This window comes from Methylophilus aquaticus, assembly GCF_030769565.1.
GTDB lineage: Bacteria > Pseudomonadota > Gammaproteobacteria > Burkholderiales > Methylophilaceae > Methylophilus > Methylophilus aquaticus.
This window is the reverse complement of record NZ_JAVCAP010000007.1, coordinates 1-25521: the sequence shown is the minus strand read 5'-3', so window position 1 is coordinate 25521 and position 25521 is coordinate 1. Positions and strand designations below refer to the sequence as shown.

The following is a 25521-nucleotide window of genomic DNA, read 5'->3' as shown; positions in this document are numbered from 1 at the left end:
GTGAACTACCATGCTAGATTGGTCAAAGTTGCGCAACTGGCTTGCGCGGGTTCCAAGCTGTGGTTCCAGGCTGCTAATTACAGAGACGCGTTCATGACCAAAATTGTTCAAATTATAACCTCGCTCGTGCTTGCGTGTGGCAGCTTGTTTGCGCATGGTGAAGAAATTCCGCTGCGTCCGTCTCATCCCGACCGCCACGTGGTAGTGAAAGGCGATACGCTGTGGGATATTTCGGCAAAATTCTTGAAAAATCCATGGCAGTGGCCCCAAATCTGGCAACTCAACCGTGAGCACATCAAAAATCCGCACTGGATTTACCCGGGTGATGTGATTGTACTGGACACCAGTTCTGGCAAACCCGTGCTGAAACTGATGCGCGAATCCATCACCCTGGAACCCGGTGTCATTGTATCGCCGATCAAAGCTGAAGCCATTCCGGCTATCCAGCCCAATGTAATTTTGGCCTTTTTAAACAAGCCCATGCTGGTCACCGCCGAAGAGCTCAACGCAGCGCCGCGTATTGTCGCGGCACAGGAAGAGCGCCAGATATTAAGCCCAGGCACGCATATTTACGTTAAAAACATGCCAGAGACTCCGCGCCAATTCTGGGCCATTTATCGTGAAGGCGATCCAGTCAAGGACCCTGAAACAAATGAGAGATTGGGACTGGAAGCCCACTATCTGGGCGAGGCCAAATTATTGCGTAACGGCGAGACGGCTACGCTGAATATTACTCAGGCGAAAGAAGAAATTGCGGTCAGAGACAAATTGGCAGAGATGACAGATGACCTTTCACAGACTTATATCCCGCATGCGCCGGAAAAATTAATACGCGGTCAAATTGCGCGCATCAGTGACGGTATTGTGGAAACCGGCTCCGGCCGCGTAGTGGTATTAAACCGTGGCGAAAATGACGGCCTGGAAAATGGGCATGTACTTGCCATTTTGCGCAAAGGCGCCAGCATGACTGACCCGGAGTCAGACCCCAAACACCCGCAAACATTAGAGCTGCCAGACGAACCTCTTGGGCTGCTCATGGTGTTCAAAACGTTCCCGCGACTGTCTTATGCACTGGTCATGCAGGTTTCGCAACCTGTACACGTTGAGGATGTCGTCCAAACGCCTTGAAAAACCGTGCCAATGCAAACCGAACCACAGACAAGTGAAACGCAACACTGGATAGCCCTCAGTCTGGTACAAGGACTAGGCAGCGCAACGTTCTGCCAGCTGCTGCTTCACTTAAAAACACCCGAAGCCATTTTACAGGCGCCTTATACGGCACTGCGTGAACTCGTCAGTAAAGAGGTGGCAGAAGCGATTCAACAAGCACCTGAAAATCCTAAGCTGGCAATCACGCTAGAGTGGCTAGCATTGCCTGATAACCATCTGATTACCCTGGCAGACAGCACCTACCCCAAGCGCCTGCTCGACATCGACCAACCGCCACCGGTGTTGTATGCAAAAGGTAACTTGCAAGTATTGAATCGCCCTGGCCTGGCCATTGTCGGCAGTCGGCACGCCACCCCGCAAGGCGAAGCCACTGCCGAAAACTTTGCCGAAAGCCTGTGCCGCGCCGGATTCAGTGTGGTGAGCGGTCTGGCATTGGGCATTGACGGTGCCGCCCATCGCGGCGCACTCAAAGCAGACGGCGCAACCATTGCGGTAGTAGGCACCGGACTGGACATTGTCTACCCTGCACGACACAAAGCGCTGGCACATGCCATCGTACAAAACGGCTTGATCCTTTCAGAGTTTGCGCTGGGCACCCCGTCGATCTCTTACAATTTTCCGCGGCGCAACCGCATTATCAGCGGACTGTCTGAAGGCTGTCTGGTGGTAGAGGCCAATCTGGACAGCGGCTCACTGATTACTGCCAGACAGGCCACCGATCAAGGCCGTGAAGTCTTTGCCGTGCCCGGCTCCATTCACTCCCCGGTTTCCAAGGGCTGTCATGCGCTGATCAAGCAGGGGGCAAAACTGGTGGAATCTACCGAAGACATTTTGAGTGAAATACGCCTCGCGGTATCGCCTGCCAGTGCGTTTTCGATTAGCCCGAATGGGCTATTACCCGAACGGGCCATACTCCCCGATGAAGCCAGCACTGTATTGGCTTGCATGGGGTTTGACCCGATCTTTGGCGAGCAGATTGCGGCCCGCTCAGGCTTGACGGCCAGTCAAGTTTCGACCATGCTAACACTACTTGAGTTAGAGGGTGTGGTCGCGAATCTGGCCAATGGCCAATTTCAACGATTAGCGTAACTACCCCATTGTGTTGGCAACGCACACTGAAGTGCCTCAATGTCGAAGCAAAGTGACCAAGTACACTTATTGGAGAGTGAGCATGTTGGAAGTATTGATATTTATCTATCAAAACTATTGGGACAAACACGAGGCAACAGACCTCAAGGAAACAGACGAAGCCATCATGGCTTACGAACTGTCTCAGGCTGGATTTAATCATCAGGACATTTTACATGCTGTTGACTGGGTCAAGGATTTACGCAGATCAGTGCAACAACCGCAATATCAGCATGACCCGGCAGCTATCCGGATTTTCTGCGATATGGAGCGCAGCAAAATCAATGATGAAAGTCTCAATTTTCTGAGCCTGCTGTACAGAAGCGACATTATTTCTGCGTACGAACGTGATTTGATCATTGATCGTGCCATGGTGTTGCCGCAGGAAACGCTGAGTATGGAAGATATTCGCTGGATCACCATGATGGTACTCTGGGATGATACCCGCAAGCAGGACTACCTGTTTGTGGAGGATGCCCTGTTTAACCCGCAAGGGATTTCCTTGCAGTAAAGAGGTCGGCAGTTACAAAAAAGCGCGATAGACTCGCGCTTTTTTATTGCCCAGTGCATGCTTAAGCGGGAAGTTGTTCAATAATCTGGCGTATGGTGCCTGCCTGATTCAGCGTATAAAAATGCATTTTATTCACACCCGTCTGCGCCAGCTTGGCACAAATCTCGGTGACCACATCCACACCAAATGCGCGCAACGACGGCAGATCATCGCCGTAAGCTTCCAGACGCATGCGTAACCAGCGCGGAATTTCAGCGCCACACACACTGGAAAAACGTGCCAGCTGGGTATAGTTATAGATCGGCATAATGCCTGGAATGATCGGGGCCGTAATGCCCACCATTTGCGCGGCTTCCACAAAACGAAAATACGCATCCACATTATAGAAATACTGTGTAATGGCAGAATCAGCGCCTGCATCCATCTTGCGCTTGAAATTGTCCAGATCCTTTTGCGCGGAACCAGCTTCCGGATGAAACTCAGGGTAAGCCGCCACCTCAAGATGAAACCAGTCACCGGTTTCGGCACGAATAAATTGCACTAGCTCGTTGGCATATTTGAAATCGCCGCTGCTCACTTCACCGGAAGGAATATCGCCACGCAAGGTCACCAGACGCTTGATGCCTTTGGCCTGATAAGCTTGCAACAACTCACTGATTTCAGCCTTGCTCGAAGAAATACAGGAGATATGCGGCGCAGCGCCATAGCCCTCGGCCTGAATTTCCAGCACGCTCTCCATGGTTCGGTCACGGGTAGAGCCGCCCGCACCAAAGGTCACCGAGAAAAATTCAGGCTTAAACGGCGCCAGTTGCTTGCGCACCTCGCGCAGATTAGCCATCCCCTCCGCAGTTTTAGGGGGGAAAAACTCAAAACTGTAATCGATTTTATTATTCACTTGTTTAATCTTTATCCAAGACAATGGCACTGAATATCCAGGCAATCACACTGTATACCAGCGCACCGAGCACACCTGACATGAATGAGCTGACCGAGAAACCCTGCAGCCAATCACCCGCCAGCCAGAAAATCAATCCATTAATCACCAACAGAAACAACCCGAGTGTCAGCAAAGTAATGGGCAGCGTCAAGATCACCAGCACAGGTCTTACCAGCATATTGGCCAGGCCGATCACCACAGCCGCCAGCAAGGCGGCACCAAAACTGGCTACATGAATACCGGGCACCAGATAAGCGACCGCCATCAGTGCCAATGCATTTAATACCCAGACTGCAAGTAGTTTAATCATGATACGCCTCTGTTCAGATGATGATACGAGGCAGTGTATCACCTAAGCGTCATTGCGACATCCGGTCAGGCATGACAGCATGCGCGCCGTGCAGTTTGTCGTTTCACTGACTCAAGTCAGTCAATTGAAAGCCAGATGCACAGCAGCTACGCGCCATGTGACTGTCAGGAATTCAGCCAGTCCTGCACGAGTGGTCGTGCAGGACTGGGCATGCAACATTAGTAACGATAGTGCTCAGGCTTGAACGGGCCGTTCTTGCTGACGCCGATATAAGCCGCCTGTGCATCAGACAATGTGGTCAATTGCGCATTGAGTTTTTTCAACTGCAACACAGCCACCTTTTCATCCAGATGCTTGGGCAAGGTGTACACACCGACCGGATACTTGTCAGTCTGGGTGTACAGTTCGATTTGCGCAATCGTCTGGTTGGCAAAGCTGGAACTCATGACATAGCTTGGATGACCGGTGCCACAGCCCAGGTTGACCAAGCGGCCTTTGGCCAGCAGAATAATCCGTTTGCCATCCGGGAAAATAATGTGGTCCACTTGTGGCTTGATTTCTTCCCACTGGTATTTTTCTACACTGGCGACATCGATTTCGTTATCAAAGTGACCGATGTTGCAGACAATGGCCTGATCTTTCATTTTGGCCATATGGTCATGGGTAATCACATGGTAGTTACCAGTGGCTGTCACAAAAATATCGGCATGCTCGGCAGCGTAATCCATGGTCACCACACGGTAGCCTTCCATCGCGGCCTGTAAGGCACAAATCGGATCAATCTCGGTCACCCACACCTGTGCAGACAACGCACGCAACGCTTGAGCCGAACCTTTACCGACATCGCCATAACCGGCCACCACAGCCACCTTGCCGGCAATCATCACATCGGTGGCACGCTTGATGCCATCGACCAGCGATTCACGACAACCGTACAGGTTATCGAACTTGGATTTGGTCACGGAGTCATTGACGTTGATGGCAGGGAAAGCCAGCTTGCCTTCTTTATGCATCTGGTACAAACGGTGTACGCCAGTCGTGGTTTCTTCCGTCACGCCTTTGATTTGACTCAACCGGGTGGAGTACCAGTTTGGCGCCACTTTGAGTTTTTCTTTAATGGCATTAAATAAACAGACTTCTTCTTCTGAACCGGGGTTAGCCAATACAGACAGGTCTTTTTCAGCACGGGTGCCCAAATGCAGCAACAAGGTCGCATCGCCACCATCATCCAGGATCATGTTGGAGTAACCGCCATCAGACCACTCAAAAATACGGTGGGTGTAATCCCAGTACTCTTCCAGCGTTTCACCTTTGACGGCAAACACAGGGGTCCCTGCCGCGGCAATCGCAGCAGCTGCATGGTCTTGCGTTGAGAAAATATTGCAGGAAGCCCAGCGCACATCAGCCCCCAGGTCTTTCAGCGTTTCAATCAGCACCGCTGTTTGAATGGTCATATGCAGAGAGCCGGTAATACGCGCACCCTTCAATGGTTGGGCAGCCGCGTATTCTTCACGAATCGCCATCAAACCCGGCATTTCAGTTTCAGCAATCGCGATTTCTTTACGACCCCAGTCGGCCAGCGCGATGTCCGCAATGACATAATCTTTGATATCAGCCACAGTATTCATGTTTCAAATCCTTAAAAAAATGAAAACTGGGCAGGAAAAGCTTGATTGAACATTCGACTTAACAAAAGCTCGCCCACTTTTTTCCGTGCCCGCACAGTTAAAAGTGAACGCCGTTGGAATGCTATTGAGTAGCAAACGCTCTGAGCCTGGGAGTCGGGAAACTCTCGCAGCGTTCCTCAGAAGTTGTGGATTATACCGTCAACCCTGCCATTTTACAAAAAACCGCAGTAAGCAAATCCCTGAATACACAGACCAAGCTCTGTCAAATCAATTCCCTGACGGTGCAAAAAATCCTGTATGTCCAATTTTTAAAACTGAAATACCAACGCAATCTTTATTCACAGAATCAATTCTGATGCCTGATGTCATGCTAGTCATACCACGTCAACACACGCGAACCAGATCTCAGGAAAGGTAGCCATCATGACCCAATACCAAGTAATGGATGAAGAAAATCATTGTATTGCAACCTGTCAGCATTTACAGGAAGCCATGTATACGGCGCAGGATTTCACACTCTGGGATGAGGAACATTATTACCACGTGGAGGAACTGGACATAGAAGTGGTTTGATCCTGATCAATGCTCTGGCGCATCTGCTGACTTGCCAACTTCAGCAAACCACGCAGCAACCTTCCAGGCACCAAGCAATAGAACACAAGCAATAAAAAAGCGCCCGCATACGGGCGCTTTTCATATACCAGCCAGATTAAGGCAGTATTTTCATGGCCACCTTAAGCTCTTCAGCTTTGTCCACATCCAGATGGCTAAGTACATCCACATTTGCCATGGCTTCACGATGCTGGCCATTGCTTTCTGCAATCATCCCGAGATAGTAAAAAGCCTGGGCATGTTGATCGTTCATGCTGACTACGCGATGCAGGTGTTGCTCAGCCATATTCAAATCTTTGGTTTCATACTCGGCGGCAGCCAGATAAAACCATGCTTCAGTATTGCCGGGCTCTTGGCTGGTCCACTCCTGCGCTACGGTTTTCAAGCCCTTCCAGTCTTTATGCAGATAGGGATAAACCACTTTCATAAAGTAAGGCCACTGTGCAGCAGGCTTACCCCAGAATGGCAATTCGCTTTTCACCACAATCGGCCCCGCAGGCTTGCTGATCAGCGCCTGCACCCAATCAATGGACATGTAGTAATAGTAGGCATCCTTGCCAGGGCTTTTCAGGGTAATCAAACCAACCAGTGCACCTGACTCATCGAACAGGCCACCACCGCTCGCCCCTTGTCTAAAACTGCTGGTTGCGCGCACGATCACCGAGTCATCCATGGTAAACAGGCCTTTAACAACACCTTGGGTGCTGACCGGGGCGGGGACAAAGCTGGGGTAACCAATGGTGAATACCGATTGCTCGTATCTCAATTCGCTACTTGATTTCATAGCGACAGGGGTCAATGGCAGATCTTCCATTTGCAGCATGCAGACATCATGCTTCCAGTCTGGCTTCACCCCTACAGCATGGTAGGCCGCGCCACCGCTGATCACGCTGATACTGCTGGCATTTGCCACCACATGGCAATTGGTCACGACCTGATTTTCAGCCACCACGACGCCTGAGCCTAACCCGTATTGTCCATTGATTAACCCAACCTGAATACGCAACACGCGACTATTGAGCGCTTGCATCAATTCAGGAGATGTTTCTGCCATTAATGGTGCACTCAGACACCACATCAGTAAACCCGTTAATAATTTCGACATACGGTGCTCCAATCTGTAACTGCTTCTTGATTGTTATCCTCATTGCCAGCGATTACCCTAAGGCTTTCAGTAATGATTCAGCAAGATGCATTCCAACTTGAGCGCTCCGTGTAAAGGGGGCTTTTTCAGATGAGGCTTACTCCGTGAAAAGCCACCAAAGTCAAATTAAATAATTAAAAAATACTTTTATAATCATAGTGATACATAGAAAAATATAGAAAGTAAGGGGGCAATTACATACGGGAGAAACCAATGCCGAGAAAGCCGCTCAGCCATGATCCAAAAGCTTAAATTCGCTCACCTGGGCAAAGATGCACCATAAGTGTGCATTAAAAATGCGAATGCACACTTACTTACCGCACCATCCATGCTACCCATAGACTTCTGCTGCTAACGGTGTCTCACGATCAGAAAGGGAGAGAAGCTTGTACAGGCTGCACCACTGAAATCGGGCGTGCTGTGTTGACTGACGTTGCGTCTAGCGGTCTGATTGAAGCAGGCCGTGGCGAAAAATGAGAGGATTTACGGGAAGCATGCTGCTGCAAAATGCGCCGCATTGCACCATTATTTTGCATCTCGGCACGAACCTCACCAAGTGACTGCCTGGCCTGCCGGGCGGCTGTTGCAATATCCACCAGCGGCGCCGGGTAATGCTGACCGATGATGCACCCATAGCGTCGTTGCAAATTGACCAGCATGCGCCAGGGCTTAAAACTCCAGCTATTTGGCACGGATCGCAGGGTAAGTAACCACGAGGAATACCGTGCCTGTGGCACACGCAGCCAGCAGTGGTGCCTGGTCTTCAATGCGTATATCGCGTTTAAACCAAACCCTTTGCAAGGGGGGATTAGCCAGGCTGCTGCATCCACTGCACAATATCGTCTAGCAAAGTACTTTGCCCGCGCAGCGGTTTGGCGAGCTTGGCGACCATGTCCACATGGTCATACGTGGCGTAATCGATCACTTGCACCGGCCCGCCATGCGTCTGAATGCTAGTGGCGAGGTTGAAGGTATTGCGGGGCCAAACCACTTTATCGCGCAAGCCAACCAATAACAGCATGGGCGGGTTGTGGCCATTCACGAAACGGATCGGTTGCGATGTCCACTCGCTGGCCTCAGGCGCAAAAATCGCTTTCAGCCGCGCCGAAGTCAGGGGCAGAAAATCATAGGGACCTGCAAGGCCTATCATGCCGGCAATCTGCTGTGGTTGCAGGTTCACCGCTGCCAGATATTCCGCATTGAGTGACAGCATGGCTGCCAGCTGTGCCCCGGCCGAGTGCCCCATCAGAAACACCCTGTCCGGGTTGCCTGAATATTCGGCAATATGCTGCTTGACCCAGCTAAACGCCAGTGCCGGATCTTGCATCAGCGCTGGAAATTTGACTTCAGGATACAGCCGATAGTCGGCGATCACCACAAGGTAGCCTCTGCTCACCAGCGCCTCGGCAACAAACAGATAATCCGACTTGCTGCCTGAATCCCAACTGCCTCCGTAGAAGAACAGGATCACAGGCAGAGGCTGCGCGGATATTGACTGTGGCCGGTAAATGTCGAGGCGCTGTCTGGGCGACATGCCATAGGCAATATTGTTGAAACACTGTAACTGCCGGGTGGGAATCATGGCGTTGAGCAAGGTGGCCGGTTTGCATGCCGAGAGCATCAGGGCAATCAAACCAGCCAGCGTTCGCCGCCGGAGAGGCAGGGGTAAATGATTTCTCATGGTCAGGCAGACCGGCAAACGCGCTGGAAATTCCGCGACAGCGAGAAAAGAATGAGGCTATCCCTTACCGGCAACCACCAGTGCGCCATACTCTTCCGGACTGATCAGACCTTTGGCTGCCGCCTGTGCCTGCGTTTCTGCATCGAGTACGGGCTGCAACGGCTCAATGCGCTTCCACTGCGCCAGTGGCGTTTCACAGTGCGCCTGTGGCACATACTGACTGGTCTGCGCGCGCGCATAGCGATGGATGTAGCGCGGACAATTGATAAACATCTCTTCCAGCGTCACACGCACCATCAATTCAGCCTCTTTATACTCGGCCAGCAAGGGATCATCGCGACTGACAGTTGCCGTGCCATGTACCCGTACCCGGTGCGGCGTTTCAAAGTCGATAAACAGCATGCCCATTTTTTGATTGGCAGTCATATTGCCCATGGACAGGAACATGCCATTACCATCATAACTGGGAAAAGCAATGGTGCGCGCATCCAGCACTTTAACAAAGCCGGGAGCCCCTCCTTTATACGAGCATGTCGGGAACCCGCGATGATCAATCGTGGAGAGAAAAAACATATCCCGGCTTTCGATAAATGCCTGATGTTCCGGGGGAATTTCGTTGACTACAATAAAGCTGTTGACCGCATCTGCCAGCGCTGTCGTCTCAAATTCGGACTGCATGGCACGATGTTGTGTTCCGTATAAAGATTCACTCACAAGCTTCTCCATTTTTTGTTAAATCCAGCATTGATAAGTCTACAGTGACCCGTTAGCAATATACACGCGATTGCGCCCCTGCTGTTTGGCGTTATAAAGCGCAGCATCGGCCGATTTCATCATTTGTGTCAGGCTGAGGTCCAGATGATGATGAGAGGATGCCACCAGCCCGAATGACGCTGTGTAGTGAATTTGCTGCCCGTTTTCGGTCACTACGCTATGGTCAATTTCCGAACGTAGCCGCTCAATCACGCGGGCTGCTTCATGCAAATCGGTCATTGGCATTAAGATCCCAAACTCCTCACCGCCCAAACGCCCAATCATATCGCTGGTGCGCAAGGCGCTCACGCATTTGAGGCAAAAATTCTGTAGTACCAGATCACCCACCAGATGGCCGTAGCGATCATTGATTTTTTTGAAATGGTCAATATCCACCATCGCAAATGAAAAAGGCGATCCATAGCGCTGGCTACGCCGGATTTCCGACTCAAGCTCAAACATAAAGCGGCGGCGATTGGCAATGCCAGTCAGAAAATCGGTAAAGGCAAACTTATCCACCTCGGCATGCAGACGATACATGCGCCATACCAGCACTACACTCACAATCAAAAACAGAGTGAGCAGCAAAGTCGCATACATCAAGCCTTTTCTGGTGTGCCCTTCGAGTTGTTTCTGACTCTCGCTGACATAGGCATTGGCCCGCTGCTGGGCAAACGCCAGCACTGACTCGGTAAGCTTGGCAATCTCAACAAACTTTGGACTGCCGTTGATTTCAATTATACGATCGGCCTCAACATAATGTCCGGTTTGCAGTTTCTCCAAAATCGCAGCCCGTATATGATACAAGGCCTGCAATTCGGCTTGAAGCTTAGAGATTTGCTGCTTGTCCCCTGAATAGCTGCTCGCGATTATCCGAATATTTTTTTCGAGCAAGCTCTCCTGATCACGAATAAACTGGATCGTGTCTTGCAGCGCCTGCCCCTTAGATTGCGCCAGGGTAGCGAATAGCAGGCTACTGCGAATCTGGTACAAACTTGTTTTCAGCTGGAGGGCCGCATTGGTCACGGCATAAGGATGTTCATAAAGATCGCGCGTGGTTTGATGCATGGCACGCATGCTGGAAAAGAAAATCCACAAAAAAAGCAAGGCGCCAACAAAAGCGATCATAAATCCTGAAATCAGGATATAAAGTATTCCATTCGGTCGTTGCGTTTTCACCGCGGCATCAATCAGAAATACATCGCATCAATAAAGGCATATAGTCCTCAACACAAAGATGAGCTACGTATTTAACAATGTGTGAATAAATGCCCACTCTCTGGGATCGACTGGGGTAATCGATAGTCGGTTGCCTTTTTGCAACACCCGCATAGTGGCCAGTGCAGGCGTATCACGCATTTCTTTCAAGCTCAGCAAGCGGGTTTTACGCACCAGTTTGACATCGACATTGACCCAGCGCGGATTCTCCGGCGTGGATTTAGGATCAAAATATTTGTGGCCCTGCACAAACTGGAAGCGATCCGGGTACGCCAGTGCACTCACCTCACACAAGCCGACAATACCGGGGGTCTCACAGTTAGAATGGTAAAACAGTACGCCATCGCCAACCAGCATCTGGTCACGCATAAAGTTGCGTGCCTGATAATTGCGAATGCCATACCAGTCCACCGTCTGGTTGGGAAACCCGGCCAGATCGTCAATTGAAACATCAGCGGGTTCAGACTTCATCAGCCAATAACGTGCCATGCGAGAAAACCTTCTTCTATATCGTGAATCTGCGTATCATAAACGAAGTCACCTCACTCTTAAAAAAACATGGCAAAAAACGTCCTCGGCACTCCGCTTATTTCTTGCAGTACCCGTCCGGTTACCGGCTTTATGCGTGACGGTTGCTGCAGCTTTCATCCAGAAGACCGTGGCCGTCATACGGTATGCGCTGAAATGACAGATGAGTTTCTGGTATTTTCGCAGGCACAAGGCAATGATTTATCCACACCAAGGCCTGAATTTGATTTTCCCGGACTCAAGGCGGGGGACAGATGGTGTTTGTGCGCAGCGCGCTGGCTCGAAGCGAGCGAAGCTGGCTACGCACCGCCCATTGTGCTGGAGGCCTGTCATGAAAGTTGTCTGGAAGTGGTGACGCTGGCAGACCTGATGTACCACAGCCTGCGTTGATTGATTTGAAATGAGTCCATGCACTGAAGATGTACTAAGGGGTTACCTGAGCCATTAATCCTGAACCAAAAAAGTTCAGGTGGTAACAGCCTAAGGTACATTAGGTTCACACGCCAGGGGAGCCTTAAAAGGACCCCCAACTTAGTGCGATCGCACAGCACCTGATGAGCCGAAACCTATAACAGAGACTAGTTCAAGGAATTTAGACTCAGGCAACGCCTTAGTACACCCCAGCTTATCGCAAGAATGTTGAATAATGATACGTCATTCACTATCAATAACGGTGAAAATTTTGTGAAATGAAGAGGGTTATAACAATTTATGCTGACCAGACAGCACATCATCAATCTGCTGCTGCATGGTAGAAATGCTTTTTTTCACCTGACCCACATCTACCCCACCACTACGCGTATTTAATAATTCGTGGGCAATATTTAATGCCGCCATAATGGCGATGCGCTCCACACTGACCATTTTACCTGCATCACGAATTTCGCGCATTTTACCATCCAGATATCCCACCGCCTGTAACAGGCTGTCACGCTCTTCATCAGTGCAGGTCACACTGAATGCACGCCCCATGATCTCGATATCGATTGGATTACTGGCCATACTCAAGCTTCCTCATCGGGCAATGCAGTAAGCAGACGCTCAAGCTGGACACTGGCTTGCGTCATATTCAGCTTAAGAGATTGCGACTCCTGATGCAAGCGCGTCACTTCCTGCCGCATCTGCATATTTTCCTCACGCAGAGTCTGGCACAAGGCAATTAACTTTGCCACACGCTCCTCAAGACTTTTAAAATCAGCATCCATCGTCGCACTATAATTGAAAAAATCCATTAAAGTCAACAGCTAAGCGCAGTTTTTAAAAGTGACTTAATAATTTCAAACCCTTGACACACCTCAGCTGAGGCTAGGATAAACCTGCATTCTCGGCTACAATCCGGCCAAGTTGTCAGGTGTCTTGCGCCGTATTCGCGGCAAAAGATGAAACTGGGAAACAGGTGCGTAACCATACGCGTTACTAATCCTGTGCTGCCCCCGCAACGGTAAGCAAGTGCGGATGTATCAATAGGCCACTGGGTAACACCGGGAAGGCGATACATCAAGACTTGCAAGCCCGGAGACCGGCCTCGCGACGATTAAGTGTTGAAACACCGCGGGGTGACGGGGTTCGAATCAAGAGATCATCAAGCCTGAATATCTCTTGCCATTCTTGTATTCCCATTTCCGCCATGCTTTCAACGTGTCCATTACGGCATGCGGGGTCGCATGCGCTCAGGGAATATCATGTATAAAAATATCTTTACGGCACTCATCGCCGCCTATCCAGCATTAGTATTTGCTGAAAATAATGCTCAAGACCACTCCTCGCTGCTGGCAGCACTCATGCTTGACGACATCACGGTCACCGCAACCAGAACGCCAATTTCAACCAAAACTGCGACAGGTGATATTACGATTATTGATCGTCAGGAAATTGAACGTGTTTCTGGCGGGGGATTGGTTGACTTGCTCAAGCTTCAGCCTGGCATTCAGATTCTTACCAATGGCGGCATGGGAAATGCGGCAAGCGTATATATGCGAGGAACAAATGCCGACCAACTGGTAGTGTTAGTGGATGGCATCCGCATCAACTCTGCCACAACAGGGACCACGGCCTTTGAAAATTTGCCGCTCTCACTCATTGACCGCATTGAAATACTGCGTGGACCCGCTTCAAGCTTGTACGGTGCAGATGCCATTGGTGGCGTCATCCAGATATTCACGCGCAGAAGCCAACAGAACAAAACCCTTTTTTACGGGAATGTTGGCGCGGGCAGTTACGATACTTATACTGGAAATGCAGGGTTTGACTCCAAATACAAAGCTCTGCAATTCGGTGCTCAAATGACCAGCTACGATACAAGAGGGATTTCTGCAAAAAAACACCCTCCCACTGCAATAGACAAAGACCGGGATGGATACAACAATCAGGGGGGCTCCGCTTACGCCACCCTTAACATTGCTGACGGGCACAGTTTGAGTGTCAATTTTTTTGAATCTGACGGCAAAAATCATTACGACAGTGGCTTTGAAAATTACGCTACGATGCACCAGCAAGTTTACAGTGCAACCTTAAAAGACCGTGTGACAGAATACTGGAACAGCACCCTGAAATTTGGCATCGGGAAAGACCGCTCATTCAACTTTGATAGACCAACGCGTCAAAGTAAATTCGAAACAGAACAGGCGCAATTAACTTGGCAACACGACTTTAAGCTCCCGGTTGGGGTGCTCACTTTCGCCTATGACAGACTCGAGCAGGATATCCAGACCTCCACCAATAACACGCGCAATATTGATCGCACCCGAAACAATGATAGTTTCACGCTTGGATACACTGCGCAACATGAAGCACACAGTGCACAACTCTCATTACGAGAGGATCACAACACCCAGTATGGCAACTTTGTGACCGGCGGGATTGGCTACGGCTACGCACTGTCACCCCAGTGGCAAATCACGGCGCAATACGGATCAGCATTCAGGGCGCCAACATTCAACCAGCTATATTTTCCCAACTTTGGCGACCCGACACTTCAACCGGAAAAATCTGATAACTTTGAAGCCAGTTTGCGCTATCAAAATGCAACAGTCCAAGCCAAGCTGACGATGTTTGACAATCATATTCGCGACCTCATTCAAAATGCTGGGCCAGTGACCGCAACCTGTGGCACAAGTTTTGCCGGATTCTGCCCTATAAATGCAGGTAAAGTGGAGATACAAGGCGTCACTGCAGAAGGGGCTTATGCATTTAATCAGCAGTGGCAACTGACGGGTAACTTTACAATACAATCACCACGTAACGAAAATACCGATAACTTATTAGCGAGACGCAGTCAGCGCTACAGTAATCTTGTATTGCAATATAAGTATGGCGACTGGAACTGGAGCACTGAAGTCACAAGTGCGTCAAAACGTTATGACAATGCTGCCAACACCAAAGTGCTGGCAGGTTACTCTTTACTTAACTCAACACTGAGCTACAAGCTAAATGAGGACTGGCGCCTGCAAGCCCGTGCCAATAACATTTTGAACAAAGACTATGTATTGGCCGCAGCCTCATCAACCGTGGATTACAACACCATGGGGACCAATGTGTTTATCAGCCTAAACTACGATATGAAGTAACCCCGGAAAGGTGGATTTTGCCCACCCCAAGCTGAATTGGGCTAAAATCCACCTCTTGCAATTTATTACAATATACTTTTAGGGAGACGCTGGCATGCCACGTAACATTTCAACTCAATCTCTGGCAATCGCGTTGGTCATTGCACTGATGGTCATTGTCACACGCGGCCATCACTTCGCATCTATCGATTTTTTGCCTAGCGCGTCTTATGCTGCGTTTTTTATCGCCGGTTATTACCTGCGCTCAACTCTCCTGTTTGTCGCCCTACTGGCTTTGTGTGCAGGTCTGGATATGGCTGCAGTGACCTGGGGCGGCGTGAGTAATTTCTGCGTTACACCTGCTTACGGTTTCCTGTTACCCGCCTATGGCACCATGTGGCTGGCAGGTCGCTGGACGTCAGACAACACACAATGGGCACTCAGCAGCCTGTTTAAACTGACTGGCATAGTCGTGGTTGCATCCGCCATTGCTGAGTTGTTCTCCAGCGGTGGCTTCTACTTCTTTGGTGGCCGCTACACTGACCCAACCATAGCCGAGTTCTTGCCACGCCTGGTGAAATACTTCCCCAAACAGCTGGAAGCGATTGCTTTCTGGGTGGTTGCGGCATTGATTGCGCACGTGGTGTTTGGTCTGGCCAAACGCTCTGTTCACGAAAAAGTTTAATTCTTTAGAATTTAGTATGGAAACGAATGATCGCGATAGCCGCCACAAGGCGCGCATGGTCCGCAAAAAAGCGGTCATCGATGAAAAAATAGAACAGGCCAACCAGGAAAAAGGCCTGCTGCTGATCCTCACTGGCAACGGCAAAGGCAAAAGCTCTTCCGCCTTTGGCATGGTGGCCCGCTCACTGGGCCATGGTATGCGTGTCGGCGTGGCCCAATTCATCAAAGGCCGCTCAGATACCGGCGAAGAAGCTTTTTTCCGCCAACACCCGGCCGTCACCTGGCATGTGCTGGGCGAAGGCTTTACCTGGAACACCCAAGACCGCCAGAGCGATACCGAAACCGCCATGCGTGGCTGGCAAATCGTGGCCGGGATGCTGCAAGATCCTGCGATCAATCTCGTGGTGCTGGACGAACTCACTTATACCTTCAAATATGGTTACCTGGACGAGCAGATGGTGCTGGATGCGATAGCCAAACGCCCACCCATGCAGCACGTGGTGATCACTGGCCGCGGCGCGTCCGAGGCGTTGAGAAATGCTGCCGACACCGTGTCTGAACTCATGGACGTGAAACACGCCTGGCGCGCAGGCATCAAGGCGCAGGCTGGGATAGACCTGTAATGCAAGCAACTGTAGCTACCTGCCATGCCATGCTGATGGCCGCCCCTGCTTCAGGGCAAGGCAAAACCATGACCACGGCCGCCCTGGCGCGGGCCTATAAAAACCGTGGCCTGCGCGTACAAGCGTTTAAATGCGGGCCGGACTTTATTGACGGCATGATTCTGCAAGTAGCGACCGGCAAGCCGGTGTATAACCTGGACCTTGGCATGTGTGGAGAAGCTGATGCGCAACGCCTGCTCTACAAAGCCGCACAAGAAAATGACGTCATTCTGCTCGAAGGCGTGATGGGGCTCTACGATGGCACGCCGTCGTGCGCCGATATTGCCGAGCGTTTTGGCATCCCGGTCGGCTTGGTGATCAATGCCAAATCCATGGCGCAAACCTTTGCTGCGATTGCGTATGGCTTGTATGCCTTCAGGCCCGCTTTAAAAAAGGCAGGCGTCATCGCCAACCAGGTCGGTAGCGATGGCCATGCCAAGATGATTCAAGCTGCGCTGCCAGCAGATATTCCCTGGCTAGGCGCGATGAAACACGACACGCAACTGAGCCTGCCAGAACGTCACCTGGGTTTGCATCTGGCACAGGAAATTACCGATATTGACCAGCGCATAGAAGCGGCTGCACAACTGCTGGGGCCAGAGATTCCATTACCGCCGGCAGTGCAGTTTGCAGCGCCAGAACCGCATATAACCGCACCACTGTTACAAGGCAAAACCATCGCCGTGGCCAAAGATGCAGCCTTCTGTTTCACTTATCAGGCCAACCTCGATCTGCTGCAAACCCTGGGTGCCACCATTCAGTTTTTCTCCCCCTTGCAGGATGCGCAATTGCCCGAGGCAGATGCTTACTGGCTCCCGGGCGGTTACCCAGAATTGCATCTGGATCAACTGCACCCTAACACCGCGATGCGCGAAGGTTTGCTCGCGGCTGTTCAGGCGGGTAAACCCATTTTGGCTGAGTGCGGCGGCATGCTTACACTGGGCGAAACACTGAATGGTCAACCTGTTTTCGGCCTGTTGCCGGGTAGCGCTGAGATTCAACCCAAACTACAAGGCCTGGGGACACAGCATGCCGCCTTTACCTATGCAGATGAGGAATCCATCAGCATAGGCGCACATACCTTTCACTATGGCCGTTTTGACACCACTTTACCGGTGATTGCGCAAGGCAAAGGAAAATATGGCGTGGGTGAGCCGGTCTATCAACAAGGCAGTATTACGGCCAGCTTTTTGCATTTTTACTTTCCGTCTAACCCAGCCCTGGCGGCACAGTTTTTCCTGCCATGAGTTTTGCCTATTCAGACGCCGATAAAGCGGCGATTTACAAGGTAATTGCCGAGCGGCGCGATATGCGGCATTTTCTGCCGACGCCGATTGCACCCGAATTACTGCAAAAACTGCTGCACGCCGCGCACCACGCGCCCAGCGTGGGATTGATGCAACCATGGCGTTTTATCCGCATTAGCGATGCTACCTTGCGCCAGTCTATCCACAAGCTAGTCGATGAAGAGCGCAAGCACACAGCACAAGCAATAGGCGAAGTTGAAAATACGGCTCGGATGGCGGAGTTTATGCGGCTCAAGGTGGAAGGTATTCTGGACTGTGGTGAAGTGCTGGTCGCGACCTTGTGCGACCAGCGTGAACAACATATTTTTGGCCGCCGTACCATGCCAGAGATGGACCTGGCTTCAGTCAGTTGTGCCATTCAAAACCTGTGGCTGGCGGCGCGCGCCGAAGGCATAGGCATGGGCTGGGTCAGTTTGTTTGACCCGCAACAACTGGCGCAGTTATTGAACATGCCTGAGGGCGCCAAACCGGTGGCGATTTTATGCCTGGGCTACGTGAACAGCTTTTACAAGTCACCCATGCTGGTAGAAGAAGGCTGGACCACAGAAAAACCGCTCTCAGAGATGCTGATGGAAAACGGCTGGCAAAATAACGAGGGGCAATCATGAAACGCTGGCCTGAGCGCATTGTTTGCCTGACCACGGAAACCGTCGAAGTGCTTTACCTGTTGGGTGAGCAAGACCGCATTGTCGGTATTTCGGGCTTCACCACACGGCCTGCAATTGCACGTAAAGAGAAACCCAAGATCAGTGCCTTTACCAGTGCCAATATCGAGAAAATCCTGGCATTGCAACCAGATCTGGTGCTCTGTTTCTCCAACCTGCAAGCCGATATTGCGGCCTCATTAATCAAAGCCGGTTGTCAGGTACATGTGTTCAACCAGCGTAGCCTGGATGACACATTGCAGATGATATTGACCGTCGGCGATCTGGTCGGCGCAAGTGAGAAGGCACAGCAGCTGGTAGACACTTATCAGGCACAACTGGCAGCTGCGCGGCAGCAAGCGGCCACCTGGACGCGCAAACCCAAAGTGTATTTTGAAGAGTGGGATGAGCCCATGATGTGCAGTATCCGCTGGGCGGCTGAGTTGATCACGGCCGCCGGTGGCGAGGATTGCTTCCCCGAACTCAGCGCCTTTCATAGCGCACGTGACCGCACAGTCACGGCAGAACAAGTGCTGGCCAGGCAACCGGACATCATCATCGGCTCGTGGTGTGGCAAGAAGTTTCAGCCAGAAAAAGTCAAAGCACGCGCGGGCTGGCATGCCATGCCTGCCATTCGTGACGGGCATGTGTACGAAATCAAGTCTGTCGATATTTTGCAGCCTGGCCCCGCCCTGTTTGGCGAAGGCCTGCCGCAACTGCAGGCCATCATGCAACGCTGGCAACAGCAAAGGAGCGACACATGAGCACCCATTTGATTTTAGGCGGCGCCCGCAGTGGCAAAAGTGCCTACGCCGAGCGCCTGGCCTCTGTGCTTGAACTGCCGGTGACTTATATTGCCACCGCACAGGTGTATGACGATGAATTTGCCAAACGCGTGGAACATCACAAAACCCGCCGCCCGCCTTACTGGGGCTTGGTAGAAGCGCCGTTTAACCTGGGCCAGACTTTGCTGGACAACGATGCACCCGACACCTGCCTGATTGTGGATTGTTTGACTTTGTGGCTGGCACAGTGCATCTGCCCTGACTGCGACAAACCGGAACGGCTGGACTGGCAGGCAGAAAAACAGGCCTTGCTGGCCGCACTGCCACAACTGCAAGCCCACGTTTTTTTAGTCAGCAACGAAGTCGGCATGGGCATTGTGCCGCTCGGTGAAATCAACCGCCAGTTTCAGGACGAACAAGGCCGCCTGAACCAGCATGTAGCCAGCGTGGCAAACCAGGTCAGTTTTATTGCGGCAGGCTTGCCCTTGAAGCTTAAATAACAAGAAAGAAATCAAATGCACAAGATATTATTGACGATTATTGCATGTGTAACTTCGCTCTCTGCGCAAGCCCATGTCCCCTTTTTAAAACCCAACCAGTTCAATGTCACGCATCACCGCCTGACGATTGAATCTGCGTTTACCGAGTTTCCGTTCCAGGCTGACTTTGCCATGGACTCGCCGAACTTTACGATCACCGCGCCCAACGGCACGGTCTCTGCCATTCGCCCAGTCGCAAAAACCAAAGCGGCGGTATATCTGGAACCGCAATTGACCGAAGAGGGCTCCTACCGGATTAGCACCGGCCAACGCGTTGGACCCATCTATAAAGCGGTCGAAACGGCGGATAAAAGGCTGTACTTTGCAGATGACATGAAACGGGTGACGGGCAAGGCCACCACCATGAATTACTACAGCTATGCCGACACGTATATTTTCAAGGGTCAACAAAAGTATGCGCCCAAGCCGTTTAACAAAGGCCTCGAAATTATCCCGCTGGCTTCACCTAATGGCCTGCTGTTAGGCAGTGCGCTGGCCTTCCAGGTACTGGAAAACGGCAAACCGGTGCCCAATGCGCGTATTATTGTGGTCACCGACAACGAGCATTTTACCAAGCGCAGAATTGAAGATTTGTATGACATTGATAACGTCAGAGCATCCAATATACATGCGAATGCGCAAGGGGAATTTAGCTTCTATCCGCAAAAAGCCGGGCTGAATTTTTTATTTGTGACTGTCCATCACCAGCTGAATGAGCTGCTGTGGGAAAGCCAGAATGCTTCGCTGACGCTGGAAGTGAATTTGCCCCCCGAATCACAAAGCAAGCCTTAAGCACACGCTTGTTAACAAAGGAAATCCTGATGACCACTTCAACATTTCAACTTAAAGGTGAATATATCGCCATATGCGACCTGCTTAAACTGGAAGGCGTGGCTGACAGCGGTGGTCAGGGAAAATCCATGGTGGCCGAAGGCTTGGTTTCAGTAGATGGTCAGATTGAACGCCGGAAAACCGCCAAAATCCGCGCCGGGCAAGTGGTGCAGGCATTTGAGTACACCATTCAAGTCGTCGCCGCTTAAGCGGCGTTAAACCCATATTTTCCATAAGGACTTGAAATGGCAACGCTGGACAGTTTGATGGATTTATTGGGGAAATTTGAGGGCAATAGTCATTCTATTGGCCGATTAATTTGCGCAAAAAAGACACAAAATGGATAAGTTGACGTTCAAGTAGATTGAAAATCGCCTAATGGAAAATCTGGGTTAACCCCTGCTGGCAGGTAAGGCGCCAGCGCTTTCCAATCCAGGTGCTGGCGCAAACTGTCCGCCAGCTTCTCCAGACTCTGTTCACGCAATTGCGTGTAGTCATACGCCACCTGGGTAGATATCCCCGCCCATTGCAACCATGCAGCGCAGGCTTGCGGGTGGTCAAACAGGCCATGCATATAACTGCCTGCCACCTGCCCATCTGCTGAGATCGCACCTTCAGCCTGATCCTTAATCAGGTGTGCCGGACGCGCTAAAGCAGACCCGGTACTGACGCCCATATGAATTTCATACCCTAACAATTCTGCATCAGCAAAAGCTAACTTGCCAGATACTTGCTTGAGCTGTTTGTGTGTTTCCAGCGTAGTTTCCATTTCAAGCCAGCCCAGGCCTGCACTACTGCCTGCCTCGCCTTCAATCGCCAAGGGATCATGCAACTGCTGGCCCAGCATCTGAAAACCACCGCAGATGCCCAGCAGTTTGCCGCCGTAGCGTAAATGCCGTGCAATGGCGCTCTCCCAACCATGGGCTTTTAGGGCTGTCAGGTCACCACGGACATTTTTGCTGCCTGGCAAAATGATCAAATCCGCGGCCGGGATAGGCTCACTCAAGCGCACAAACTGGAGGTCAACTTGCGGATGCAAACGCAGGGCATCAAAGTCGGTATGGTTGGCGATATGCGGCAACACGGGCACGATCACCGTGAGCTGAGCATCTGCTTTTTTCGTATGGCTGTTGGCAATGGCATCCTCTGCTTCAAGGTGCAAATCGTGCAGATAAGGCAGCACGCCGATCACCGGTTTGCCGGTACGGGCTTCCAGCCAATCCAGACCAGGCTGTAGCAGAGCAATATCGCCGCGGAATTTATTAATGACAAAGCCCACTACCCTGGCCTGCTCGCTGTCAGAGAGCAATGCCAGCGTGCCGACCAGGTGCGCAAACACGCCGCCTTTATCAATATCCGCCACCAAAATCACCGGGCAATCCACCGCTTCGGCGAAGCCCATATTGGCAATATCATTCGCGCGCAGATTGATTTCAGCCGGGCTGCCTGCGCCTTCGACCACGATGCAGGCATACTGTTGTTGCAGACGCTGATAGGATTGCAGCACTGCCTGCATGGCGGTTTTTTTGTAGTCGTGGTAAGTACTCGCTTCCTGATTACCCACTACCTGGCCATGAATGATCACCTGGCAACCGGTATCCGAATTAGGCTTCAATAGCACCGGATTCATATCGGTATGCGGTGGCAAGCCACACGCCATCGCCTGCACCGCCTGCGCGCGGCCAATCTCGCCGCCATCTTCGGTCACGGCCGCATTCAAGGCCATGTTTTGCGGCTTGAATGGCGCCACCGCCACCCCGCTGCGGTACAATACGCGACACAATCCAGCCACCAGCGTACTTTTACCGGCATCCGAAGTGGTGCCCTGAACCATTAATGTTTTCACTGCCTGCATATTCATTACCCGATTATCTCACACTCGCCGGGCTTGCCTGCGGTGCTGTGCTGCTTGATGACTGGCTAGGCGAACCGAAACGCTGGCACCCGCTGGTGGGCTTTGGCTGGCTGGTCAACCAGTTGGAAAAGCGGCTGAATCCAGCACACAAACAGCCATTCCGCAGCCAATATCTCAGGGGTGCCGTTGGCATCATCCTGCTGGTATTGCCCCCCATCCTTGCGATTGTTTTACTGATGCACCTATCCGTCTGGCTGGCCTTGGCGCTGCATGTGTATTTACTGTACTTTGCCATTGGTCACCGCAGCCTGCGCCAGCATGGTCTGGCTGTTTATCATGCTTTGCAGGCAGGTCAATTTCAGCAGGCGCAACGCGCGACCTCGTATATGGTCAGCCGGGATGTAGAAGCAATAGAACCGGTCAGTGCCACGATTGAATCGCTACTTGAAAACGGCAATGACAGCGTGTTCGGCACCTTATTCTGGTTTTTTGTGGCGGGTGGCCCCGGCGCGCTCGCTTATCGTTTGGTGAATACGCTGGACGCCATGTGGGGCTATAAAACCGCACGCTATTTTCACTTTGGCTGGGCCGCCGCAAGGCTCGATGATGTATTGAATTATATTCCGGCACGCCTGACCGCCATCACTTACGCCTTGCTCGGACACACGCGCCTCGCCTGGCAAGCCTGGCGAACACAGGCGCCGTTATGGGATAGCCCGAATGCCGGGCCAGTGATGGCGGCAGGCGCAGGCGCACTGAATGTGCAACTGGGCGGACGCGCCCGCTATCACGGCGAATGGCATGACAGGCCGCGCCTGGGCACCCAAGTGACGCCCACTGCTGAAGATATTCCCAGAGCCTTGCAACTGGTACGTCGTGGCATGCTGAGCTGGCTGAGTATTGCCTTATTGCTGGGAGCCCTCCCACATGCTTGAACATGGTGGCAACCTGCAACAAGCGGCGCAACGCTACGGCATCCCGGTGACCGAATGGCTGGATTTATCAACAGGCATCAACCCGCAACACTACCCGATTCCGCCGTTGCCGCCCTCGTTGTTTCAGCGCTTGCCCGCAGAAGCCGATGAACTGCTGGAAGCTGCAGCGGCCTATTATGGCTGCCAGCATGTGCTTGCCACGGCCGGGTCACAAGCGGCCTTACAAGTACTGCCACGCCTGCGCGCACCCTGCCGGGTGGCGATTCCACGCACCATGTATCAAGAACACGCCCATGCCTGGAAAACTGCCGGACACACATTAACCCTATTGGATACATCACCAAGCGACGAAGTGATTGCCCACTGTGACGTGCTGGTCGTGTGCAACCCCAACAACCCTACCGGGCATCGCTATGCACCGGAACAATTGCTAGGCTGGCACCAAACCCTGCAACAGCGCGGTGGCTGGCTGGTAGTGGACGAAGCCTTTATGGATTGCACCCCTGAGCACAGCATTGCCAGCCACTGCGAACAACCCGGCTTATGGGTGCTGCGCTCGCTGGGTAAATTTTTTGGGCTGGCAGGGCTGCGCGTGGGATTTTTATTAGGCGAACCGCAGGCGCTGATGCAAGTGCAGGCCTTACTGGGTCCATGGACAGTCACCGGCCCAAGCCAATTGATCGCCACCCTGGCACTGCAAAATCGCGACTGGCAACAAGCCATGATCAGTCAACTACAGCAAACCTCACTGAAGCTGGCACAAACACTCACCCGTTACGCCCTCGCCCCGCAAGGTGGCAGCGCCCTGTTTCAATATGTGACCCACCCCAATAGCCATGCCCTGCATCAGGCACTGGCAGAACAAGGCATCTGGACGCGCTATTTTCCAGCACCCAATGCGATGCGTTTCGGGCTACCTAACGAGGTGGATTGGCCCAGGCTGGAAGCGGCACTAAAACTGTCTACTTTAGAGAAGTAGTTTGCCTACTGATCACTCTCCAGGCCCTTGGCCTTTCTTTACTTTTTTATGAGAAAATGCACTCATTAAAAAAATAACTTTTCTAGGGTAGGTATGGTTGCCACCGAGTACCAAATCGAAAAAGATTTAATTCGCAAACTTGCAGAGCTTAAGTATGCGTATCGGCCCGATATTCGTGACCGCGAATCGCTGGAAGCCAATTTTCGTCAAAAATTTGAAGCACTCAACCGCGTCAACTTAACCAACGCCGAGTTTGCCCGCCTGCGTGATGAAATTATTACGCCAGATGTTTACCTGGCTGCCAAAAAGCTACGCGAGACCAACTATTTTCAGCGCGAAGATGGCACGCCACTGCACTACACCCTGGTGAACACCAAAGATTGGTGCAAAAACGATTTTGAAGTCATCAATCAACTGCGTATAAACACCAGCAATAGCCATCACCGTTACGATGTGATTTTGCTGATTAATGGCATCCCCGCGGTACAAATCGAGCTTAAAACCTTTGAGGTGATTCCGCGCAAGGCCATTGAGCAAATCGTCCATTACAAAAATGACGCAGGCAATGGTTACAGCAATAGCTTGCTGTGTTTTATGCAGTTGTTTATTGTCAGCAACCAGAGCAATACGCTGTATTTTGCCAATAACAAAAACGAGCATTTCAGCTTTAATGCCGATGAGCGTTTTTTGCCGATTTACCAATTGGCTGATGAGCAAAACAAAAAAATCACGCACCTGCACGACTTTGCCAATCTGTTTTTAGCCAAATGTACCCTGGGGCAGATGATTAGCCGCTATATGGTATTGGTCGCCAGTGAGCAAAAATTGCTCGCCATGCGGCCATATCAAATCTATGCAGTTAAAAAAATTGTCGATTGCATCCACCAAAACCGTGGCAATGGCTATATCTGGCACACCACTGGCAGTGGCAAAACACTCACCTCGTTTAAAGCTTCCACGCTGCTCAAAGATAACCCAGACATTGAAAAATGCCTGTTTGTAGTAGACCGTAAAGACAGAGGTGGACCCGGAAAACTGGACAGTGTTTTAAGTGATATTCTTGCTTAACCTTGCAGCCGATAGGCGGCAGAAAGCAGAGAAAGAAAGCAATGAAACGTACCCGAAGAACCCACGC

29 protein-coding genes and 2 riboswitches are annotated in these 25521 nt (G+C 51.4%); of the genes, 17 read left to right on the top strand and 12 right to left on the bottom strand.

All coding sequences use genetic code 11. The features are described 5' to 3' along the window. Positions 1–93: 93 nt before the first annotated feature. The 3 genes from Q9291_RS04190 (at position 94) to Q9291_RS04180 (ending at position 2809) form a co-directional block, all read left to right on the top strand. Positions 94–1128 (top strand): LysM peptidoglycan-binding domain-containing protein, encoded by a 1035-nt coding sequence (locus Q9291_RS04190; RefSeq protein WP_306388760.1) that lies wholly within the window; start codon positions 94–96, stop codon positions 1126–1128. A gap of 12 nt (positions 1129–1140) precedes the next feature. Then, positions 1141–2259, top strand: a complete 1119-nt coding sequence (gene dprA / locus Q9291_RS04185) for a DNA-processing protein DprA (RefSeq protein ID WP_306388758.1) — start codon at positions 1141–1143, stop codon at positions 2257–2259. A gap of 82 nt (positions 2260–2341) precedes the next feature. Beyond that, on the top strand, positions 2342–2809 hold the full coding sequence (locus tag Q9291_RS04180) for a Smg family protein (protein WP_306388757.1): 468 nt from the start codon (positions 2342–2344) through the stop codon (positions 2807–2809). Positions 2810–2870: 61 nt separating this feature from the next. Here the strand turns inward: Q9291_RS04180 and metF are convergent, their stop codons facing one another. From metF to ahcY, 3 genes are all read right to left on the bottom strand, one after another. Further along, on the bottom strand, positions 2871–3704 hold the full coding sequence (metF, locus tag Q9291_RS04175) for a methylenetetrahydrofolate reductase [NAD(P)H] (protein WP_306388756.1): 834 nt from the start codon (positions 3702–3704) through the stop codon (positions 2871–2873). A gap of 4 nt (positions 3705–3708) precedes the next feature. After that, complete coding sequence (locus tag Q9291_RS04170) at positions 3709–4056, bottom strand: phage holin family protein (RefSeq protein WP_306388755.1); 348 nt, start codon at positions 4054–4056, stop codon at positions 3709–3711. A gap of 218 nt (positions 4057–4274) precedes the next feature. Further along, positions 4275–5684: an adenosylhomocysteinase gene (gene ahcY, locus Q9291_RS04165; RefSeq protein ID WP_306388754.1), complete on the bottom strand. Its 1410-nt coding sequence runs from the start codon at positions 5682–5684 to the stop codon at positions 4275–4277. Between the two features lie 98 nt (positions 5685–5782). Beyond that, a riboswitch (S-adenosyl-L-homocysteine riboswitch) is annotated at positions 5783–5868 on the bottom strand. 239 nt (positions 5869–6107) lie between these two features. On the opposite strand from ahcY, the gene Q9291_RS04160 reads away from it, so the two are divergent. Then, positions 6108–6257, top strand: a complete 150-nt coding sequence (locus Q9291_RS04160) for a hypothetical protein (RefSeq protein WP_306388753.1) — start codon at positions 6108–6110, stop codon at positions 6255–6257. 136 nt (positions 6258–6393) lie between these two features. Here the strand turns inward: Q9291_RS04160 and Q9291_RS04155 are convergent, their stop codons facing one another. The 6 genes from Q9291_RS04155 to Q9291_RS04130 all read right to left on the bottom strand — a co-directional run bounded on the left by Q9291_RS04155 (position 6394) and on the right by Q9291_RS04130 (position 11581). Further along, positions 6394–7401: a S1 family peptidase gene (locus Q9291_RS04155; RefSeq protein WP_306388752.1), complete on the bottom strand. Its 1008-nt coding sequence runs from the start codon at positions 7399–7401 to the stop codon at positions 6394–6396. Between the two features lie 407 nt (positions 7402–7808). Continuing rightward, positions 7809–8177, bottom strand: a complete 369-nt coding sequence (locus tag Q9291_RS04150; RefSeq protein ID WP_306388751.1) for an FAD-binding domain-containing protein — start codon at positions 8175–8177, stop codon at positions 7809–7811. A 71-nt stretch (positions 8178–8248) separates the two neighbouring features. Then, positions 8249–9121 (bottom strand): alpha/beta hydrolase, encoded by an 873-nt coding sequence (locus Q9291_RS04145; protein WP_306388750.1) that lies wholly within the window; start codon positions 9119–9121, stop codon positions 8249–8251. 57 nt (positions 9122–9178) lie between these two features. Next, positions 9179–9799, bottom strand: a complete 621-nt coding sequence (locus tag Q9291_RS04140; RefSeq protein WP_306388802.1) for a pyridoxamine 5'-phosphate oxidase family protein — start codon at positions 9797–9799, stop codon at positions 9179–9181. Between the two features lie 75 nt (positions 9800–9874). Further along, complete coding sequence (locus tag Q9291_RS04135) at positions 9875–11053, bottom strand: diguanylate cyclase (protein ID WP_306388748.1); 1179 nt, start codon at positions 11051–11053, stop codon at positions 9875–9877. Positions 11054–11116: 63 nt separating this feature from the next. Further along, positions 11117–11581, bottom strand: coding sequence for an EVE domain-containing protein (locus tag Q9291_RS04130; protein ID WP_306388746.1), 465 nt, complete (start codon positions 11579–11581; stop codon positions 11117–11119). A gap of 69 nt (positions 11582–11650) precedes the next feature. Here Q9291_RS04130 and Q9291_RS04125 point away from each other — a divergent pair, with 69 nt between their 5' ends. Beyond that, complete coding sequence (locus Q9291_RS04125) at positions 11651–12010, top strand: DUF2237 family protein (protein ID WP_306388745.1); 360 nt, start codon at positions 11651–11653, stop codon at positions 12008–12010. 309 nt (positions 12011–12319) lie between these two features. Here the strand turns inward: Q9291_RS04125 and Q9291_RS04120 are convergent, their stop codons facing one another. Together Q9291_RS04120 and Q9291_RS04115 are read right to left on the bottom strand one after the other, a co-directional pair. Then, complete coding sequence (locus Q9291_RS04120) at positions 12320–12622, bottom strand: cell division protein ZapA (RefSeq protein WP_306388744.1); 303 nt, start codon at positions 12620–12622, stop codon at positions 12320–12322. A 2-nt stretch (positions 12623–12624) separates the two neighbouring features. After that, on the bottom strand, positions 12625–12825 hold the full coding sequence (locus tag Q9291_RS04115; RefSeq protein WP_502306679.1) for a coiled-coil domain-containing protein: 201 nt from the start codon (positions 12823–12825) through the stop codon (positions 12625–12627). A gap of 127 nt (positions 12826–12952) precedes the next feature. Then, positions 12953–13162: riboswitch (cobalamin riboswitch) on the top strand. Between the two features lie 140 nt (positions 13163–13302). On the opposite strand from Q9291_RS04115, the gene Q9291_RS04110 reads away from it, so the two are divergent. The 9 genes from Q9291_RS04110 (at position 13303) to Q9291_RS04070 (ending at position 20826) form a co-directional block, all read left to right on the top strand. Beyond that, positions 13303–15186, top strand: a complete 1884-nt coding sequence (locus Q9291_RS04110) for a TonB-dependent receptor domain-containing protein (protein WP_306388741.1) — start codon at positions 13303–13305, stop codon at positions 15184–15186. Between the two features lie 94 nt (positions 15187–15280). Next, positions 15281–15850, top strand: a complete 570-nt coding sequence (locus Q9291_RS04105) for a hypothetical protein (RefSeq protein ID WP_306388739.1) — start codon at positions 15281–15283, stop codon at positions 15848–15850. Positions 15851–15866: 16 nt separating this feature from the next. Beyond that, the gene (cobO, locus tag Q9291_RS04100; RefSeq protein ID WP_306388738.1) at positions 15867–16472 is read left to right on the top strand and encodes a cob(I)yrinic acid a,c-diamide adenosyltransferase; all 606 of its coding nucleotides are present in this window, start codon (positions 15867–15869) and stop codon (positions 16470–16472) included. Then, entirely contained in the window at positions 16472–17758 is a 1287-nt protein-coding gene (locus Q9291_RS04095) for a cobyrinic acid a,c-diamide synthase CobB (protein ID WP_306388737.1), read from the top strand. Before cobO ends, Q9291_RS04095 begins: the two co-directional genes overlap by 1 nt. Next, positions 17755–18426 (top strand): 5,6-dimethylbenzimidazole synthase, encoded by a 672-nt coding sequence (bluB, locus tag Q9291_RS04090; RefSeq protein WP_306388736.1) that lies wholly within the window; start codon positions 17755–17757, stop codon positions 18424–18426. The genes Q9291_RS04095 and bluB overlap by 4 nt, the downstream gene beginning before the upstream one ends. Further along, a complete protein-coding gene (locus tag Q9291_RS04085; protein ID WP_306388735.1) occupies positions 18423–19226 on the top strand; it encodes a cobalamin-binding protein in 804 nt (267 codons plus the stop codon). The genes bluB and Q9291_RS04085 overlap by 4 nt, the downstream gene beginning before the upstream one ends. Further along, complete coding sequence (cobU, locus tag Q9291_RS04080) at positions 19223–19747, top strand: bifunctional adenosylcobinamide kinase/adenosylcobinamide-phosphate guanylyltransferase (RefSeq protein ID WP_306388734.1); 525 nt, start codon at positions 19223–19225, stop codon at positions 19745–19747. Before Q9291_RS04085 ends, cobU begins: the two co-directional genes overlap by 4 nt. Positions 19748–19762: 15 nt before the next feature. Beyond that, a complete protein-coding gene (locus Q9291_RS04075; RefSeq protein WP_306388733.1) occupies positions 19763–20578 on the top strand; it encodes a DUF4198 domain-containing protein in 816 nt (271 codons plus the stop codon). A 29-nt stretch (positions 20579–20607) separates the two neighbouring features. Then, a complete protein-coding gene (locus Q9291_RS04070) occupies positions 20608–20826 on the top strand; it encodes an RNA-binding S4 domain-containing protein (RefSeq protein WP_306388732.1) in 219 nt (72 codons plus the stop codon). A 146-nt stretch (positions 20827–20972) separates the two neighbouring features. Here the strand turns inward: Q9291_RS04070 and Q9291_RS04065 are convergent, their stop codons facing one another. Next, positions 20973–22451, bottom strand: coding sequence for a cobyric acid synthase (locus tag Q9291_RS04065; protein ID WP_306388801.1), 1479 nt, complete (start codon positions 22449–22451; stop codon positions 20973–20975). 2 nt (positions 22452–22453) lie between these two features. Between Q9291_RS04065 and cbiB the strand changes: the two genes are divergently transcribed. The 3 genes from cbiB (at position 22454) to Q9291_RS04050 (ending at position 25454) form a co-directional block, all read left to right on the top strand. Beyond that, positions 22454–23407 (top strand): adenosylcobinamide-phosphate synthase CbiB, encoded by a 954-nt coding sequence (gene cbiB / locus Q9291_RS04060; RefSeq protein WP_306388730.1) that lies wholly within the window; start codon positions 22454–22456, stop codon positions 23405–23407. After that, a complete protein-coding gene (gene cobD / locus Q9291_RS04055; protein ID WP_306388729.1) occupies positions 23400–24386 on the top strand; it encodes a threonine-phosphate decarboxylase CobD in 987 nt (328 codons plus the stop codon). Before cbiB ends, cobD begins: the two co-directional genes overlap by 8 nt. Before the next feature lie 93 nt (positions 24387–24479). Then, positions 24480–25454, top strand: coding sequence for a type I restriction endonuclease (locus Q9291_RS04050; protein WP_306388728.1), 975 nt, complete (start codon positions 24480–24482; stop codon positions 25452–25454). Positions 25455–25521 lie beyond the last annotated feature (67 nt).

Bases quoted from the DNA above. Each gene is read 5' to 3' on its own strand.
- Q9291_RS04190 (WP_306388760.1), top strand. From the start codon at position 94: ATGACCAAAATTGTTCAAATTATAACCTCGCTCGTGCTTGCGTGTGGC.
- dprA (WP_306388758.1), top strand. From the start codon at position 1,141: ATGCAAACCGAACCACAGACAAGTGAAACGCAACACTGGATAGCCCTC.
- Q9291_RS04180 (WP_306388757.1), top strand. From the start codon at position 2,342: ATGTTGGAAGTATTGATATTTATCTATCAAAACTATTGGGACAAACAC.
- Q9291_RS04170 (WP_306388755.1), bottom strand. From the start codon at position 4,056: ATGATTAAACTACTTGCAGTCTGGGTATTAAATGCATTGGCACTGATG.
- ahcY (WP_306388754.1), bottom strand. From the start codon at position 5,684: ATGAATACTGTGGCTGATATCAAAGATTATGTCATTGCGGACATCGCG.
- Q9291_RS04160 (WP_306388753.1), top strand. From the start codon at position 6,108: ATGACCCAATACCAAGTAATGGATGAAGAAAATCATTGTATTGCAACC.
- Q9291_RS04155 (WP_306388752.1), bottom strand. From the start codon at position 7,401: ATGTCGAAATTATTAACGGGTTTACTGATGTGGTGTCTGAGTGCACCA.
- Q9291_RS04145 (WP_306388750.1), bottom strand. From the start codon at position 9,121: ATGAGAAATCATTTACCCCTGCCTCTCCGGCGGCGAACGCTGGCTGGT.
- Q9291_RS04140 (WP_306388802.1), bottom strand. From the start codon at position 9,799: ATGCAGTCCGAATTTGAGACGACAGCGCTGGCAGATGCGGTCAACAGC.
- Q9291_RS04130 (WP_306388746.1), bottom strand. From the start codon at position 11,581: ATGGCACGTTATTGGCTGATGAAGTCTGAACCCGCTGATGTTTCAATT.
- Q9291_RS04125 (WP_306388745.1), top strand. From the start codon at position 11,651: ATGGCAAAAAACGTCCTCGGCACTCCGCTTATTTCTTGCAGTACCCGT.
- Q9291_RS04120 (WP_306388744.1), bottom strand. From the start codon at position 12,622: ATGGCCAGTAATCCAATCGATATCGAGATCATGGGGCGTGCATTCAGT.
- Q9291_RS04115 (WP_502306679.1), bottom strand. From the start codon at position 12,825: ATGGATGCTGATTTTAAAAGTCTTGAGGAGCGTGTGGCAAAGTTAATT.
- Q9291_RS04110 (WP_306388741.1), top strand. From the start codon at position 13,303: ATGTATAAAAATATCTTTACGGCACTCATCGCCGCCTATCCAGCATTA.
- Q9291_RS04105 (WP_306388739.1), top strand. From the start codon at position 15,281: ATGCCACGTAACATTTCAACTCAATCTCTGGCAATCGCGTTGGTCATT.
- cobO (WP_306388738.1), top strand. From the start codon at position 15,867: ATGGAAACGAATGATCGCGATAGCCGCCACAAGGCGCGCATGGTCCGC.
- Q9291_RS04095 (WP_306388737.1), top strand. From the start codon at position 16,472: ATGCAAGCAACTGTAGCTACCTGCCATGCCATGCTGATGGCCGCCCCT.
- bluB (WP_306388736.1), top strand. From the start codon at position 17,755: ATGAGTTTTGCCTATTCAGACGCCGATAAAGCGGCGATTTACAAGGTA.
- Q9291_RS04085 (WP_306388735.1), top strand. From the start codon at position 18,423: ATGAAACGCTGGCCTGAGCGCATTGTTTGCCTGACCACGGAAACCGTC.
- cobU (WP_306388734.1), top strand. From the start codon at position 19,223: ATGAGCACCCATTTGATTTTAGGCGGCGCCCGCAGTGGCAAAAGTGCC.
- Q9291_RS04075 (WP_306388733.1), top strand. From the start codon at position 19,763: ATGCACAAGATATTATTGACGATTATTGCATGTGTAACTTCGCTCTCT.
- Q9291_RS04070 (WP_306388732.1), top strand. From the start codon at position 20,608: ATGACCACTTCAACATTTCAACTTAAAGGTGAATATATCGCCATATGC.
- Q9291_RS04065 (WP_306388801.1), bottom strand. From the start codon at position 22,451: ATGGTTCAGGGCACCACTTCGGATGCCGGTAAAAGTACGCTGGTGGCT.
- cbiB (WP_306388730.1), top strand. From the start codon at position 22,454: ATGTTTTCACTGCCTGCATATTCATTACCCGATTATCTCACACTCGCC.
- cobD (WP_306388729.1), top strand. From the start codon at position 23,400: ATGCTTGAACATGGTGGCAACCTGCAACAAGCGGCGCAACGCTACGGC.
- Q9291_RS04050 (WP_306388728.1), top strand. From the start codon at position 24,480: ATGGTTGCCACCGAGTACCAAATCGAAAAAGATTTAATTCGCAAACTT.